Origin of the sequence: Pseudomonas sp. TMP9 (genome assembly GCF_037943105.1) — a bacterium.
Classification (GTDB): domain Bacteria; phylum Pseudomonadota; class Gammaproteobacteria; order Pseudomonadales; family Pseudomonadaceae; genus Aquipseudomonas.
Genome location: NZ_CP149803.1, coordinates 3,194,659 through 3,209,899 on the forward strand (window position 1 = coordinate 3,194,659; position 15,241 = coordinate 3,209,899).

Annotated in this window: 13 protein-coding genes; 7 read left to right on the plus strand and 6 right to left on the minus strand. The window is 59.0% G+C overall.

Translation table 11 applies throughout. The features are described 5' to 3' along the window. Window positions 1-17: 17 nt before the first annotated feature. Window positions 18-485 carry a tRNA (adenosine(37)-N6)-threonylcarbamoyltransferase complex ATPase subunit type 1 TsaE gene (tsaE, locus tag WF513_RS15120; RefSeq protein WP_339080219.1) on the minus strand — a complete coding sequence of 156 codons (468 nt, stop codon included), beginning with the start codon at window positions 483-485 and terminating at the stop codon, window positions 18-20. Beyond that, a complete protein-coding gene (locus WF513_RS15125; protein WP_339080220.1) occupies window positions 473-1,972 on the minus strand; it encodes an NAD(P)H-hydrate dehydratase in 1,500 nt (499 codons plus the stop codon). Before WF513_RS15125 ends, tsaE begins: the two co-directional genes overlap by 13 nt. A gap of 60 nt (window positions 1,973-2,032) precedes the next feature. On the opposite strand from WF513_RS15125, the gene queG reads away from it, so the two are divergent. Next, window positions 2,033-3,094, plus strand: a complete 1,062-nt coding sequence (gene queG, locus WF513_RS15130; RefSeq protein ID WP_339080221.1) for a tRNA epoxyqueuosine(34) reductase QueG — start codon at window positions 2,033-2,035, stop codon at window positions 3,092-3,094. A 53-nt stretch (window positions 3,095-3,147) separates the two neighbouring features. Here queG and orn read toward each other — a convergent pair whose 3' ends face one another. Both orn and WF513_RS15140 read right to left on the minus strand, forming a co-directional pair. Beyond that, window positions 3,148-3,690, minus strand: coding sequence for an oligoribonuclease (orn, locus tag WF513_RS15135; RefSeq protein WP_339080222.1), 543 nt, complete (start codon window positions 3,688-3,690; stop codon window positions 3,148-3,150). Window positions 3,691-3,730: 40 nt separating this feature from the next. Next, window positions 3,731-4,504 (minus strand): class I SAM-dependent methyltransferase, encoded by a 774-nt coding sequence (locus WF513_RS15140; protein WP_339080224.1) that lies wholly within the window; start codon window positions 4,502-4,504, stop codon window positions 3,731-3,733. Between the two features lie 119 nt (window positions 4,505-4,623). Here WF513_RS15140 and rsgA point away from each other — a divergent pair, with 119 nt between their 5' ends. Beyond that, a complete protein-coding gene (rsgA, locus tag WF513_RS15145; protein WP_339080226.1) occupies window positions 4,624-5,655 on the plus strand; it encodes a small ribosomal subunit biogenesis GTPase RsgA in 1,032 nt (343 codons plus the stop codon). 105 nt (window positions 5,656-5,760) lie between these two features. Here the strand turns inward: rsgA and motB are convergent, their stop codons facing one another. Next, the gene (gene motB, locus WF513_RS15150) at window positions 5,761-6,783 is read right to left on the minus strand and encodes a flagellar motor protein MotB (RefSeq protein ID WP_339080227.1); all 1,023 of its coding nucleotides are present in this window, start codon (window positions 6,781-6,783) and stop codon (window positions 5,761-5,763) included. Between the two features lie 8 nt (window positions 6,784-6,791). Beyond that, window positions 6,792-7,643, minus strand: coding sequence for a flagellar motor stator protein MotA (motA, locus tag WF513_RS15155; RefSeq protein WP_339080228.1), 852 nt, complete (start codon window positions 7,641-7,643; stop codon window positions 6,792-6,794). Between the two features lie 119 nt (window positions 7,644-7,762). On the opposite strand from motA, the gene WF513_RS15160 reads away from it, so the two are divergent. The 5 genes from WF513_RS15160 (at window position 7,763) to WF513_RS15180 (ending at window position 15,206) form a co-directional block, all read left to right on the plus strand. Then, the gene (locus WF513_RS15160; protein ID WP_339080230.1) at window positions 7,763-9,277 is read left to right on the plus strand and encodes an HDOD domain-containing protein; all 1,515 of its coding nucleotides are present in this window, start codon (window positions 7,763-7,765) and stop codon (window positions 9,275-9,277) included. 45 nt (window positions 9,278-9,322) lie between these two features. Then, entirely contained in the window at window positions 9,323-10,138 is an 816-nt protein-coding gene (locus WF513_RS15165; protein ID WP_339080231.1) for a rhodanese-like domain-containing protein, read from the plus strand. A 31-nt stretch (window positions 10,139-10,169) separates the two neighbouring features. Beyond that, a complete protein-coding gene (gene asd, locus WF513_RS15170) occupies window positions 10,170-11,036 on the plus strand; it encodes an archaetidylserine decarboxylase (protein ID WP_339080232.1) in 867 nt (288 codons plus the stop codon). Window positions 11,037-11,266: 230 nt separating this feature from the next. Further along, the gene (locus WF513_RS15175) at window positions 11,267-13,072 is read left to right on the plus strand and encodes a molecular chaperone (protein WP_339080233.1); all 1,806 of its coding nucleotides are present in this window, start codon (window positions 11,267-11,269) and stop codon (window positions 13,070-13,072) included. A 64-nt stretch (window positions 13,073-13,136) separates the two neighbouring features. Beyond that, entirely contained in the window at window positions 13,137-15,206 is a 2,070-nt protein-coding gene (locus tag WF513_RS15180) for an EAL domain-containing protein (RefSeq protein WP_339080234.1), read from the plus strand. The last annotated feature ends 35 nt before the right edge of the window (window positions 15,207-15,241 follow it).

A 15,241-nucleotide genomic window follows, 5' to 3' on the forward strand; every position in this document is an offset into this window, starting at 1 on the left:
CCAACCCCATTTATTATTTATGCTTCGATGGCCAAAGCCGCAGACCAAGCCGCGCCCAAGGCACTGTGTGCTTGTAAACGTAGCACCCGTCCGGCGTTGTGCGGGCTAATGGTAATGTCCATATCAGCCTTTGGCAAAACGCCTGCGCCCCGCTCAGGCCATTCCACCAAACACAAAGCCGCACCATCGAAGTAATCGCGGATGCCCATGTACTCCAGCTCCTCGGGGTCGGCCAAGCGGTAAAGGTCAAAATGAAAGGCGCGCAACGCGCCAATTTCATAAGGTTCCACCAAGGTGAAGGTCGGACTTTTTACTGCGCCAACATGCCCAAGGCCGCGAATAATCCCACGCGACAGCGTGGTTTTGCCGGCGCCGAGATCGCCGTGCAGGTAGATCACACCAACGCCACCCGCGATCTCGGCGATACGCGCCCCCAACGCCAGCATTGCCTCTTCGTCGGCGGCGAACAGCTCTAATTCAGACACGCTGACTGCTCCTGCAATAATTCACGAATAACCGCGCACAAATCACTGGCCGCCATGCCTCTGCCCTGCTGCGCCAGCCGCTCGCCGGCGCAGGCATGCACGTAGACCGCAAGCGTTGCCGCAGGCAATGGCGCTAAACCTTGGGCCAGCAGCGCCCCGATAAAACCCGCCAGCACATCACCGAGACCTGCACTCGCCATAGCCGGATGACCACGTTCACACAACCACAAGCCGCCGCATGGCGCTGCAATCAGGGTGCCCGCACCTTTTAATACGCACACCGTTTGGTAGCGTTGCGCCAGGGCGCGAGCCGCCGCTGGACGATCGGCCTGCACCTCAGCAATACCAATGCCTAACAACCGCGCGGCTTCGCCTGGATGCGGCGTCAGCACCGTCGCCGCTGGTAACTGGACCACAGCCTGGGCCAGCAGGTTCAACGCATCGGCATCCCAAACCTGCGCCGCGCGGCTGACCGCTGCCGCCGATAGTAGACTGCGCCCCCACGCGCCCTGCCCTAGACCCGGCCCCACCACCCAAACACTGGCATGCGCACCTAACGCCAGCAGCTGATTGGCCGAGGCAACGCCTGCAGCCATCACCTCAGGCAGGCGCACCTGCGCCGCCGCTAGGTGCTCGTCACGCGTGGCCAGACTGACCAGCCCGGCACCCGCACGCAGCGCGCTTTGCGCGCAGAGCAGCCCAGCGCCAGCAAAACCATAATCGCCACCCACCACCAGCACATGACCAAGCTGCCCCTTGTGCACACTGTGCGAACGCACTGGCAAACGCGGCAGATGAGTGCGCGTTAGGCGCTGCGCGGCAAAGGCCTGAGCCGCGATCAGAGCGGCATCAGCCTGAAGATCGGCAAACTGCAACTCGCCCCGATAATCCGCAGACTGCCCGGTAAACAGCCCTAGCTTCAGGCCAATCAGCGTTACCGTTAACGCTGCACGCACGGCAACACCCACTACCTGACCGGTATCAGCGCAAAGCCCAGAAGGAATATCAACCGCCAACACCGGCAAGCCGCTGGCATTCAGCGTCGCTATGACCTGGGCATAGGGCGCGCGTACCGCACCTTGCAGCCCCGTGCCGAGCAACGCATCCAGCACTACACCCTGCAATTCACCGCCCTCGCACCAAGGCTGCATCGGTACCCCAGCCGCCAAGGCATGGTCACGCGCCAGCGCCGCATCGCCCTGCAACTGCGCTGCCTCACCCACCGCCAGCACGCGCACCTGCCAGCCGGCGCGCAGCGCTAAAACCGCCACCAAGTAACCATCGCCAGCATTGTTGCCGCACCCGGCTAGCACCGTCAGCACCCCAGCATCCGGCCAACGCCTTCGCAAGGCACGCCAGATGGCATGCGCGGCGCGGCTCATCAGCTCAAAACCTGGAGTGCCAGCAGCGATCAGCCGCGCATCCAGCTCGCGCACTTGCACGGCGCTGTAGAGCGGCAGGGGAAGATTGTCAGGCGAATGCAGCATGCGTGGGCTCCGATGTCTGGCAGAATTATACCCACCTCCGCTCCGGTTACCCGCCTTCATATGAACAACACCGATCTTGATCTTGCCGCCCTCGCCCAGTCGATCAAAGACTGGGGCCGCGAGCTGGGTTTTCAACAAGTCGGGATTGCCGATGTGCTACTGGGCGAGCATGAAGCGCACCTGCAGCGCTGGCTGGACGCCGGCTATCAGGGCGAGATGGACTATATGGCCGCCCACGGCAGCAAGCGCTCGCACCCGCAAGAGCTGGTGCCCGGCACTCTGCGTGTGGTGTCGCTGCGCATGGACTACCTGCCCGGCGACACGCAGATGGCCAAACGCCTGAGCCAGCCCGAAAAAGCCTATGTGTCGCGCTACGCCCTGGGCCGCGACTACCACAAGCTGATTCGCAAACGCCTGCAGCAACTGGCCGAACGCATCCAGCTGCACATTGGCCCCTTCGGCTTTCGCGCCTTCGTCGACAGCGCGCCGGTACTGGAAAAAGCCATCGCCGAACAGGCCGGGCTTGGCTGGATCGGTAAAAACACCTTGGTGCTCAACCGTAAAGCCGGCAGTTACTTCTTCCTTGGCGAGTTATTTGTCGACCTACCGTTGCCGGTCGATGCGCCGCACTGCAGCGAACACTGCGGGCGCTGCACGGCCTGTATGGACATCTGCCCAACGGCTGCTTTTGTTGGCCCTTATGTGTTGGATGCGCGGCGCTGTATCTCCTACTTGACCATCGAACTCAAAGGCTCCATCCCCGTCGATCTGCGTGCGCCCATCGGCAACCGGGTGTTTGGCTGTGATGACTGCCAGATGGTCTGTCCTTGGAACCGCTTTGCCAAACCCAGCGAACAAAGCGATTTTCAGCCACGCCACAGCCTAGACAACGCCGAGCTGGCCGAACTTTTTTGCTGGAGTGAGGAGGAGTTTCTCAGTCGCACCGAAGGCTCGCCGCTGCGCCGCGCCGGTTATGAGCGCTGGCTGCGCAACCTGGCGGTGGGTTTGGGCAATGCGCCCTCCAGCATCCCGGTGATGGAAGCGCTCAAGGCGCGCCGCGAACACCCTTCCGCGCTGGTGCGCGAGCACGTCGAATGGGCCTTGGCGCGTCACGGCCTCTAGAAAACATGTATTCGGCCCAGAAAAAACCCCGTTTTAACGGGTTTTTTTATGCATCAAACTTTAAGGAAATGCTGACGGTAGTGTTTCAGCTCAGCGATAGACTCGCGAATATCATCAAGCGCCTGATGCGTACCTTGCTTGTGAAATGACTCTTTGACCTGCGGTGCCCAGAGGCCAGCGAGGATTTTTAGGGTCGAGACATCCAGCGCACGGTAGTGGAAGTAGGCATCCAAATCCTGCATGTACTTGCACAGAAAACGCCGGTCCTGACCGACGCTATTGCCGCAGATCGGGGACTTACCTTTGGGCACCCATTGCTCAAGGAAGGCAATGGTCATGGCCTGCGCCTCAGCGGGGCTGATTTTACTCTCACGCACGCGCTGGGTCAGGCCGCTGCCGCCGTGAGTGCGGGTGTTCCACTCATCCATGCCGGCAAGCAACTCATCACTCTGGTGCACGGCAATTACCGGGCCTTCGGCGAGGATATTCAGATTGCTGTCGGTGACGATGGTGGCCATCTCGATGATGACATCAGTTTCGGGCTCCAGACCGGTCATTTCCAGGTCGATCCAGATTAGGTTCTGTGCGTTCTGCATACGGGGCTCCTCGGCTAATGGGCATAGTCTAGCGAATAAATCAGCCGCGCATGCGCCACAGCAGCAGGCGCGATTTGCGCCAGTCATGCAATTCAATCTGCAGATCCGCCGGCTGACCGGGTATGGCAAAGGTATTGCTGATCAGCAGGCTAGCCGCCGGCATTTGCTCAGAGGCCTTGAGCCATAATTCAGGCATGGGCGCAGGCGATAGAAAGCAATACACCACATCGAACGCAGACAGGTCAGTGCGCCAGAGGTTTTCATAGCGAATCCGGCAATTACCGCGAGCCAGCGCGCGCACCCAGGCGATGGCAAAAGACAACGGCGCAGTCTCCACCCCAACAAACTGCGCGTGTGGGAACTGCCGAGCCAAGCTCAACAACATGCCCGCCGGGCCACAGCCTAGGTCGACAAACCGAAAATGCTCAGGCTGCTCGCGCAACACGCCCGCTAAATGCTGCCGGGTACCGGCAGCGGTCAGGTACAACGGCACCCGCTCGCCAAAGCTGTTCCAGTTGAGCAGCAGCACCAGCACAAACCCGCCTAGAAACACCCAAGACGGCAGCGGTGCACCACTGGCCAAGAGCAAAACAGGGGCAAACAAAAGACTCAGCCCGCACCACCAGCGCGACAGCCCCACGTAACGGGCCAGTACAGCGGCCAATAACCCTTGCGCTAAACCGACCACCAGCCACGTTGGCCGCATGGGCGTGACCTGTGCAGCCACGTACAGCACAGCGCCAACAAGCAGCGTGGCTCCCAGCTGTGCGCACAAGGCCAGCAAGGCTGGGTATTGCCGAACAACGCGCAACATGCGGATTCCTGTACAGAGCAATCAATAGTGCAGCGCAGTCTAGCCGCGCCAGCAGCTCAATAGGCAGCTCGTGCTAGAATCGAGGCCGTTTATTGCGCAATTCAACTCTCGGAAGACCCATGGCCAAACGCCAACTCAACCGCCGGCAAAACTGGCGTATCGACAAAATCCAGGGCGAGCGCGCTGCGCGCGCCGCCAAGCGCGAATCACACGCCGTGCAAATTCTTGAAGGCGGCGATTTAGGTCCTGAGCAAACCGGCCTGGTCATCGCTCACTTTGGCGTACAGATCGAGGTTGAAGCGCTGGATGGCGACCTGGCTGGGCAAGTATTCCGCTGCCACTTGCGCGCGAATCTGCCAACCATGGTCACCGGTGATCAAGTGGTATGGCGTGCCGGTAATCAGGGCATTGGCGTAATCGTTGCTCAGTTGCCGCGCAGCACTGAGCTGTGCCGTCCAGATACGCGCGGCCAGCTGAAGCCGGTCGCCGCCAACGTTGACCTGCTCGTGATCGTTTTTGCCCCCCTGCCCGAGCCCCACGCTAACCTGATCGACCGATACTTGGTGGCGGCCGAGCACGCGGGCATCCGCCCACTGCTGCTGCTGAATAAAGCCGACTTGATTGATGAACAGAATGGCGTGGCGCTCAACGCCATGCTCAGCGTTTACCGCCAGCTCGGCTACCCGCTGCTGGAGGTATCGGCGCACCAAGGCGATGGCATGGAGCAGCTCAAACAGCAGCTTGACGGTCACGTCAGTGTGTTTGTGGGGCAGTCTGGGGTTGGCAAATCATCGCTGGTTAACAGCCTGCTGCCCGATGTCGACATCCGCGTTGGCCCGCTTTCAGAGCAGTCTGGCTTGGGCACTCACACCACCACCACCGCCCGGCTGTTTCACTTCCCCGGTGGCGGCGAGCTGATTGACTCACCCGGCATCCGCGAATTCGGCCTGGTGCATGTCAGCCGCGATGATGTTGAGGCTGGGTTTATCGAGTTCCATGAACTGATCGGCCAATGCCGCTTCCGCGACTGCAAACATGACCGTGAGCCAGGCTGCGCCCTGCTCAAGGCCTTGGAAGACGGCCGTTTACATCCGCAGCGCATGGCCAGTTACCGGCAAATCTTGGCCAGCCTGCCAGAAATCCAGTACTGAAAAAATCGCCGGAGCGATTTCTAACGTCGCGCCGCGACGGCCCGCAGGATGGCAGGCCATCAACAACAAGGCCGCGACACATCGCGGCCTTGTTTACCTCAGCCCTCACTCGGCGGGCTGATCGAATTGCAGCACGCCTTCCTCGAATATATTCAGTCGCTCACGTAATTGGCCGTCCAATAACGGCTCAGCAGCGGGTGCGGGTGCGGGTGCGGGTGCGCCAGCATCAGGTGCAACAGGCGTTACGCCAGGCTCTGCCGGTGCGCCTGTGCCGGTATCGCCTTCGATCGCGCGCTGAGCCTTCTTGGTCAGCACCACGATGTCGATACGTCGATTAATGGGGTTAAGTGGGTCTTCCCGATCAAACAGCGCCGACGATGCATACCCCACCACCCGCGCGACTTGCTCGTCGCTGTACCCGCCGGCGATCAGTACACGCCGCGCCGCATTAGCCCGATCAGACGACAGCTCCCAGTTACCGTAGCCGCCTCGCCCGACAAAAGGCGAAGCGTCGGTGTGCCCGCTGAGGCTGATTTTGTTTGGCACGGCGGAAATGGTGTCCGTCAGCGCCAGCAGAATATCCTCGAAATAAGGCCGTAATTCCCCGCTACCCGAGGCAAACATGGGACGGTTCTCAGCATCCATAATTTGGATACGCAGCCCATCTTGAGTAATTTCGAAGAGGATCTGGTCTTTAAAATTCTGCAGCTGAGGGTTTTCCTCAACCTTGTTCTGCAGCTCTTGCAGCAGCAGCTCTAAGCGCTCGCGCTCAACTTCTTCGGCTACCGATTCAGCCTGCAACTTATCAACCTCAGCCTGCACATCCTCAGCTGGGGTTTTCTCATCCTGCGGCACATCGTTGAGGGTGCGGTCCGGCGCAGGCGTTGGCGTGCCGCCCAAGTCAATCACATACGGGCTGGCGCTTTCCGAAAAACCTACGGGGTCTTGGAAGTAACCCGAAATCAGCTTCTTTTGCTCGGGAGTGGCCGTTGTCATCAGCCACATCACCAGAAAGAACGCCATCATTGCCGTGGCAAAGTCAGCGAAAGCGATTTTCCAAGCGCCACCGTGATGGCCACCGGCAACCTTCTTGATGCGCTTGACGATTATCGGCTGGTTATTCTCCATGCGCCGTCTTAGCTCCCACGCATTGCTTGTTCAAGCTCAGCAAAGCTTGGCCGATGCGCCGGGTACAGCACCTTGCGGGAGAACTCGACCGCCAATGATGGCGGCATGCCTGAAGCCGAAGCCACCAAGCCGGCCTTGATCGCTTCGTACACGTTTAACTCCTCTTTGGCATCGTGCTCAAGCGCCGCAGCCAGAGGACCGAAGAAACCGTAGGAGGCCAAAATACCGAAGAATGTACCGACCAGAGCGGTACCCACCTTTTGCCCAATCTCAGCGTTGTCAGCCGTCGCGAGAATCGACATGGTAATCACGATACCCAACACCGCCGCCACGATACCCATCGCCGGCATACCGTCGGCTACTTTGGCGACAGCATGGGCTGGGTGCTCAATGTCTTCCTTAAGACTGGCGATTTCCATGTCAAACAAGCCTTCCAGTTCATGCGGAGCCATGTTGCCGGACGACATGATGCGCAGGTAATCACAGATGAAAGCGGTCATCTGCTTATCTTTGAGGATGCCGGGGTACTTGCTGAAAATTGGGCTGGCCGGCGGGTCTTCCACGTCAGCCTCGATGGCCATCATGCCTTCGCGGCGGCTTTTGTTAAGAATCTCATAAAGCAGCTTGAGCACTTCAAGGTAGTAGGCGTGGGTAAAACGCGAGCTGAACATGCTCAGCGACTTTTTGAATACATGCATAAAGGCGCTGCCGGGGTTGGCCTGCAAAAATGCACCCAATGCGGCGCCGCCGATAATGAGAATTTCGAAGGGATGGACCAGCGCCATAAACTTACCGCCGGAGAGGATAAACCCCCCCAATACAGAGGCGAAAACGACAATAATTCCGATGATTTTAATCATATAAAGAGGCTAGCCAGAGAGGGTAAAAAGGTGTTGCGCAAAACAACCCTTCTATTTATCGGGAGTTTTGCGCGAGACTATAGCCAGTTAAGGTCAAAAGCCAGCTTGTCTCAACCCGCATGCAAAAGCCCATTCCCTATCCGCGTACCCTGAGTGCCTGGCTCAAGCAGCTAGACAACCAGCTATTGCCTGCCTCACTCGACAGCCTGCAAAAGCTGCGGCACGCCCTGGCGGACAGCAATCGCTCGATGCGCGAGCTGGCAGAGTTGATGCGAGGTTGCCCAGCCCTTGCTCTTAGCGTGCTGCGTGAAGCCAATCACAAGAGCAGTGGCCTCAGCGAACAAACCGAAAACCTCGAAGCCGCCATCAGCCGCATCGGCATCAAACGCACTGAAGCGCTGCTCAACCGCATGCCTGCCCTGCCCGAGCAAGAACTGCCTGAGGCACTGCGACAAATCCAACTGATCAGCCAGCATGCCAGCCACCAAGCCAATGGCCTGTTCGGAGGTCGCTTAGCCCGTTTGTGGCAGGAAGTGCACTGGGGCAGCCAACTATTCCTAGCACCGATCTGGGCCCTGCTCGCGGCCCATCCTGAGCTGTTCGAGGCATGGGAGCAGCGGGTATTGGTCAAGGGTGAAGCGGCAGCCAAGGTCGAGCGCGAGTTATTGGGCGTGCCGTTGTTGACACTGTGTCTAGCCCTCAGCGAGCAGTGGCGGTTGCCTGAGTGGGTAACTCAGGGCTATCGCCTGCTGGTCAATGATCGGCGCCTGCTGGTCAAAGCGCTGCACATTGCTCGCGACAATGAACATCCGCTGCACCAGCAACAATACTTGGACGCCGACACTGAGCTGCGGCGCTGGTTGACCCAGCCAGCCAACACGATTTTGCTGGCAAACGGCTTAGCGATTACCGCGCACTACGCCTGGAACAGCCGGCATAGCCTGCGCTGGCAGCGCCTGATCGGTTTATTCCTGCAACTGCCACTCGATCAGGTGCAGCAGTTACTGCACCAGAACGCTGTTAACAGTGCCCGCCAACAGCCAGACAGCAGCCTCTGGCACCCCGCCGAAGCTTTGATCTGGCCATGGCAGGCGCGGCACCTGAAAACCGCAGTGGAGCCGCCGAAGGCCCCTGTCGTCAGCGAGTGGCGCCAGCAATGCGCGCACTTACTGGCACAACCCAGTGCCTTCACCAACGTGCTGCAACTCACCGCCTGCGCCAACCAAGCCATCCAGGCCTGTGGCATGCAGCGTGTGCTGATCTTACTGGCGGACCGCAACCACACGCGCCTGGTCACCCAACAATACAGTGGCCTGGATAAAGCAGCCGCCAGCCTCAGTCTCGACCCACAGCAAAGCCAGGTGCTGCGTCGCCTGCTCAGTGCGCCAGCGCAGCTCAGGTTAAGCCCAGCCAATATGGCGCAGTTTTCAGCCCTGTTGCCCGGCGCGCTTAAGAGCCTGTTCCCCAGTGAACACCTGATGATTCGCTCAATTGCCAGCAACAACCGTGTAGTCATGCTGATTTTCACCGACCAAGGCGGCATGGCTCTGAGCGATGCCGGCGTGCAGGGCTTTGGCAAAACCGTGCAATGCATTGAGCGCGCGCTGGCCAGCTTTGCTAACCGCGCGCGCTAGGCTTTCCGCTACAATCGGCGCTCACCCAATCAACAGAGACGCGGCATGAGCGCTTTCGCTGAGTTGCCCTTACTGATCGAGCCTGCCCAGCTGGCCAGTCGCCTGCAAGCACCTGAGCTGATTTTGCTCGATTTGACCAGCCAAGCACGCTACAGCGCTGGGCATATCCCCGGCGCGCATTTTGTCGACCCCAAGCGCACCCAGCTGGGCCTGCCACCCGCACCCGGGCTGTTGCCGAGCCTTGAACAACTGGAGCAGCTGTTTAGCGATCTTGGGCACCACCCAAACGCTGTTTATGTGGTGTATGACGATGAAGGTGGCGGCTGGGCCGGACGGTTTATTTGGCTGCTGGATGTGATCGGCCATCGGCACTATCACTACCTTGATGGCGGCGTCCTGGCTTGGCAGGCGGAAAACCGTGAGCTGAGCACCGCCGTGCCCTCTGCCAGTTCGCAAGCCGTGCACTTAAGTATTGATGCCGCGCCCACCGCTACTCGCGAGTACCTGCAAAGCCGTCTTGGCGCAGCCGACCTCGCCATCTGGGATGCGCGCTCGCCGAGCGAATACAGCGGCGAGAAGGCCTTGGCGCAAAAAGCCGGGCATATTCCCGGCGCGATCAATTTTGAGTGGACGGTCGGCATGGACCCAGCGCGCGCCTTACGCATCCGCCAAGACCTGCAGGCGCAGCTGAATACACTCGGCATCAGCGCCGACAAGGAAATCATTACCCACTGCCAGACCCACCACCGCTCCGGCTTCACCTACTTGGCCGCCAAGATCCTTGGCTATCCAAGGGTCAAAGCTTACGCCGGCTCTTGGGGCGAGTGGGGCAACCACCCAGATACCCCGGTTGAGCGCTAAGCGCTCGCCAGACCACTCATTACGTTAAGGAATGCCCATGAAAGACCGCCTGTTTATCCTCAGCCAATACCTGTTGCCGCATCACCTGCTCTCCCGTTTGATCGGCTGCGCTGCCGAGTGCCGCGCTGGCTGGTTTAAAAACCGCCTGATCGGTTGGTTCGCCAAGCAATATGGCGTCAACATGAGCGAGGCCCAGACTGAAGACCTCAGCGCCTTTGCCCACTTCAATGATTTCTTCACCCGCGCCCTCAAAGCCGATGTCCGCCCGCTCAACAGCTCACCGGGTGCAGTACTTTGCCCGGCTGACGGCGCAGTCAGCCAGCTCGGCAAAATCGAACAAGGCCGGATCTTTCAAGCCAAAGGTCACAGCTTCAGCACGATTGAACTGCTAGGCGGCGACAGCCAGCGCGCTGCTGCTTTTATGGGCGGTGATTTCGCAACCATTTACCTGTCGCCCAAGGATTACCACCGCGTGCACATGCCGCTGGCTGGCACCCTGACAGAGATGGTCTATGTGCCGGGCCGGCTCTTCTCCGTCAACCAAACCACTGCGCAGAATGTGCCGGAATTGTTTGCCCGCAATGAACGCGTGGTCTGCCTGTTTGATACTGAACGTGGACCGATGGCCGTGGTACTGGTTGGCGCGATGATCGTGGCATCGATTGAGACCGTTTGGGCCGGTTTGGTAACGCCACCCAAGCGGCAACTAAAAACCTTTAAGTATGATGAAGCAGCACGCGCGCCCATCCATCTCGAAAAAGGGGCCGAGCTCGGTCGCTTCAAGCTGGGCTCAACAGCCATCGTACTGTTTGGCCCGGAGCAAGTGCAGTGGGACGAAGAGTTCGCTGCTAACAGTCCGGTACAGATGGGCCAACGCCTCGCCTCACCACGCAGCTAAACGGCCAATTGGGCACTGCCACGTCACACGGGCAGTGCCGACCTAACTGAGCAACTTGAACCTGACTCACGAAAACCAGTCACAACAATGACTTCCAGCTGTTAAGCCCAGTGCGCCAGCGTAGCCATGCAGCCAAGGTCTGGGCTGCGAGGCACGCGAGATGCTGCTAGAGTCGAAACATATTGCCGAGACTCATTTGCCTTACCTGTGTGCTGGAGTATTCGATTTAGATGGATAAACAGAGTTCTCACTTGCTGCTGCGTGTCTCAACGCCGGACAAGCAAAGCCTGTCATTCTGCGAAGCCAGCCCTCGTGACCTGAAAAAGTGGGCTGACGACCTGCCCAAAGCCAATATTGGTGAAACCGCGCGCCAGCTTTACCAAGCCCTGGTTGAGCTCAACCAACTGTTAACGCCTTCAGAAAACCGCCTGCAACTGCTGGAAATTCTGCGCCCAGAAATCTATTTCGTGTGCAAGCAGCTGGAAAAGCACTTTCTTAATCAAGCCATTGTCTTGGATGAACGGCCGCGTAAGGTTGCTAACCTCTGCCAAGCCCTGCAAAACCATCTTGCCGTCGGTTACAAACTAATCGTCGCACGCTTGGCCGGCCAGCCCGGCCGGGAACGCCAGCAGTTGCTGGCCGTCGCCTTGCAGCGCGCTACGCACAGCCTGTGCGGCCCACTGATTCGCGCCAGCCAGCTGTACTGTCCGGTTCCTGAAGGGCTTTGGCTTGAGCTGCACCAGCTGTACCAAATCGCTTTAGCGCGTGACCTGCACAAAACCATGGTGCGCGACAGCCAAGCCATGCATACCCAGGGTCTGAGTACTGAGCAAAGCTACTTGGTCGCCCTGCTGCTTGGCTGCGCACGCTGCAACCAGATGCGCCAAAGCGCTATTGCTCGCCTCGCTGAAGTGCTCGAACCGTGGAGCAACCTGGTGACCTTGCAGGCTGGCAATGAGCCCTCAAGCCTGTTCGCAATTGCCCCGCAGGTGGATGGTCCGCCGCGTTATATCTCGCTGTTTCAGCACAACCAACTGCACAACGCGGTAGGGATCGATCCCAGCCAGCTAGTAGACGCCATCAAAGAGCATCTGCTGCTGCCAGCCGAAGACGCGGCCAGGTCGCGCCTAACCGTCCCCGAAGGGTTCAGCCACGACATGCTGCAGCATCTGGCCGCCGCTTGGGGGGATATCGCTGAGCGGACCTTCCAGCGCAGCCAAGGGCAAGGCGCACTGACCTTGTGCATTGGCATGAGTGCGCTGCATTTTTACCTGGCCGGTAAACGCCCATTTAATGAGGTGCTGCAGGTACCCGTGACTACCAATGCGGCAGTATTTAAGGCTGACACAGGCCCGCAGGATGTCTGGTCAAACGCTTTCGATGCACAAAAAACCAACCTGTGGGAAAACGGCCTGCCCTTCGAAGAAATCCAATACAACAAACTAGAAACAAACGCCGATAGCGCGGCACACAACAGCGCGGACAGCTACCCCGTATTTGAAGTGGCCATTGTCAACATCAGCCCTGGCGGCTATTGCCTGTCATGGCCGAAGGATGTGCCCAGCCAACTCCAGGCCGGCGAACTGCTCGGCGTACAAGGCTTGCCGCAGCAGGGCTGGAGTGTTGCGGTGGTGCGCTGGATTCGCCAGGTGCGCGGTGGCGGTACGCAAATGGGTATCGAATTAATCGCCCCGCATGCCCAAGCCTGCGGCTTGCAACTGGTGCGCAAAGCCGAGCAGAGCAGCCAATACTTACGCGCGCTGCTGCTGCCGGAAATCAGTGCCATCTCGCGACCCGCTAGCCTGATCACCGCACGCCTGCCCTTTCAAGAAGGCAATAAAGTCAGCATCAACTTAAATGGCAGCGAACATCGCGCGGTGCTCAGCCGCCGACAAACTACGACCGGTAGCTTTAATCAGTTTGAATACCGTGGCGTCGAACAGACAAACAACGAGCAAGGGAAACCCGTCACAGCGCCGAAAAGCCGCGCGCCAGGCGGGGCGGAAGACTTTGACTCACTCTGGAAGTCGCTGTAGATTGCCGACGCACCCTCTTTTGTCGCCCCTTCGCGCCCGTTCGGCGCAGACTTGATAGCAGACTATGGCCATTGAAAAAAAAACCATTCGGCTACTGATACTCGAAGACTCGCAAAACGAGGCCGAGCGATTGGTTAGTCTGTTCCGTAATGCCGGACGGGCCACCCGCGTGCATCGCTTAAGTTCCAGCGATGACCTTAATGAGGTCTTGCAGCAAAGCTGGGACTTACTGATCTGCGCCCCGAGCAGCGAACAACTGACACCGAGCGAGGCGATTGGCGCGATCCGCCGCCAAGCCAAAGATATTCCGGTCATCCAACTGCTCGCCGACAATGACTCTGACAGCGTCACCGAAGCCCTGATGCTCGGCGCCCAAGATGCATTGCCGCAAGGCGAAGATGAGCGTTTAGTGCTGGTGGCCAAGCGCGAGTTGGCCAACCTAGAAGAGCGCCGCGCACGCCGCGCCTCGGAAGTGGCCCTGCGCGAAATCGAAAAACGCTGTCAGCTGCTGCTCGACAGCTCCGTCGATGCCATCACCTATGTGCACGACGGCATGCACATCTACGCTAACCGCGCCTACCTTGAGCTGTTCGCCTATTTAGATGCAGACGAACTGGAAGGCATGCCGATGATCGACCTGATCAGCAGCAGCGACCAAGCTGGCTTCAAAGACTTCCTAAAGACCTATCACAGCACCGAAGGGCATGCCGAACTGAAATGCAGTGGCATGAAAGCCAACGGCCAGAGTTTCCCTGCGCAGATGAGCTTCTCGCCTGCCACTTATGATGGCGAACCGTGCATCCAAGTGGTCATTCGCGCCGAAACCGGCAATGCCGAATTGGAAGAAAAACTGCGGGAAATCAGCAGCCAGGACCTGGTCACCGGTCTGTTTAACCGCACGCATTTCCTTGAGCTGATGGATAACGCCGCCGTGCGCGCGGTAAATCTCGGCCAACCGTCCACATTGGCGTATATCCGCGTAGATCGCTATGCCAGCCTGCTTGCCGACATCGGTTTGGCCGACATCGATATCCTGCTTACCGACCTGGCTGACTTGCTGCGTGGCCATTTCAGCGCCGACGCCCAGTTAGCGCGTTTTGGTGATGATGTGTTTGCTGTATTGCAGCCCGGCACCAGCCCTGAGAGCACGCGCGAGCATCTCAACAGCTTATTGAAAAAAGTCGAAGGCCATCTGTTCGACGTCAGCGGCCGCACCGTACAGAGCACCTTGTCGATTGGTGTCGCCGGGGTCAATGAGAAAACCGCTAAAGCTCAGGAAGTTGTTGACCGCGCCCACCGCTGCGCTGATGAGCTAAGCGAAGGTAACGCGATCAAAGTGTATAACCCGGCAGACGAACTGGCTGCCGCCGCGAGCCGTGGCAATGTGGTCGCCATGGTGCAGCAAGCCCTGGAGAAGAACAGCTTCCGCCTGCTGTTCCAGCCGATCATCAGCCTGCGCGGCGACAACTTTGAACACTACGAAGCACTGTTGCGCCTGATCAACCCGCAGGGCGAGGAAATCCCGCCGAAAGAGCTGTTCAGTGCGGCCAAAGAGGCTGGCCTTGCCGAAAAAATTGATCGCTGGGTGATTCTCAACTCAATCAAACTGCTCGCCGACCACCGCAGCAAAGGCCATACCACGCGCCTGTTTGTGCACCTGTCTAGCGCCAGCTTGCAAGACCCAACCCTGCTGCCCTGGCTCAGTGTCGCCTTGAAGGCGGCTCGCATGCCGTCTGATTCACTGGTGTTCCAGTTCAGCGAGCCGGATGCCATTGCCTACCTGAAACAGGTCAAGGCCATGACCCAAGGCCTCAACGAATTGCACTGCAAGACCGCACTGATCCAGTTCGGCTGCTCACTTAATCCATTCAATACCCTTAAGCATCTGCACATCGACTTCGTCAAAGTAGACAGCTCATTCTCCAATGACCTGAGCAGCGCAGAGAATCAAGAGGCGTTAAAAACCTTACTGGCCAGCCTGCATGCTCAGGCCAAACTGACTATCGTGCCCTTTGTCGAGAGTGCCAGCGTATTGGCGACGCTGTGGCAGGCCGGGGTCAATTACATCCAGGGCCATTACTTACAAGGCCCGAGCCAGTCGATGGACTACGACTTCGCCGCCGACGACGAATAACCCGGCGCAAACAAAAAAGCCGCCCGAGGGCGGCT

What these genes read in the sequence shown, in the direction of transcription:
- WF513_RS15125 (WP_339080220.1), bottom strand. Translation starts at nt 1,972, where the DNA reads ATGCTGCATTCGCCTGACAATCTTCCCCTGCCGCTCTACAGCGCCGTG.
- queG (WP_339080221.1), top strand. Translation starts at nt 2,033, where the DNA reads ATGAACAACACCGATCTTGATCTTGCCGCCCTCGCCCAGTCGATCAAA.
- orn (WP_339080222.1), bottom strand. Translation starts at nt 3,690, where the DNA reads ATGCAGAACGCACAGAACCTAATCTGGATCGACCTGGAAATGACCGGT.
- WF513_RS15140 (WP_339080224.1), bottom strand. Translation starts at nt 4,504, where the DNA reads ATGTTGCGCGTTGTTCGGCAATACCCAGCCTTGCTGGCCTTGTGCGCA.
- rsgA (WP_339080226.1), top strand. Translation starts at nt 4,624, where the DNA reads ATGGCCAAACGCCAACTCAACCGCCGGCAAAACTGGCGTATCGACAAA.
- motB (WP_339080227.1), bottom strand. Translation starts at nt 6,783, where the DNA reads ATGGAGAATAACCAGCCGATAATCGTCAAGCGCATCAAGAAGGTTGCC.
- motA (WP_339080228.1), bottom strand. Translation starts at nt 7,643, where the DNA reads ATGATTAAAATCATCGGAATTATTGTCGTTTTCGCCTCTGTATTGGGG.
- WF513_RS15160 (WP_339080230.1), top strand. Translation starts at nt 7,763, where the DNA reads ATGCAAAAGCCCATTCCCTATCCGCGTACCCTGAGTGCCTGGCTCAAG.
- WF513_RS15165 (WP_339080231.1), top strand. Translation starts at nt 9,323, where the DNA reads ATGAGCGCTTTCGCTGAGTTGCCCTTACTGATCGAGCCTGCCCAGCTG.
- asd (WP_339080232.1), top strand. Translation starts at nt 10,170, where the DNA reads ATGCCCATGAAAGACCGCCTGTTTATCCTCAGCCAATACCTGTTGCCG.
- WF513_RS15175 (WP_339080233.1), top strand. Translation starts at nt 11,267, where the DNA reads ATGGATAAACAGAGTTCTCACTTGCTGCTGCGTGTCTCAACGCCGGAC.
- WF513_RS15180 (WP_339080234.1), top strand. Translation starts at nt 13,137, where the DNA reads ATGGCCATTGAAAAAAAAACCATTCGGCTACTGATACTCGAAGACTCG.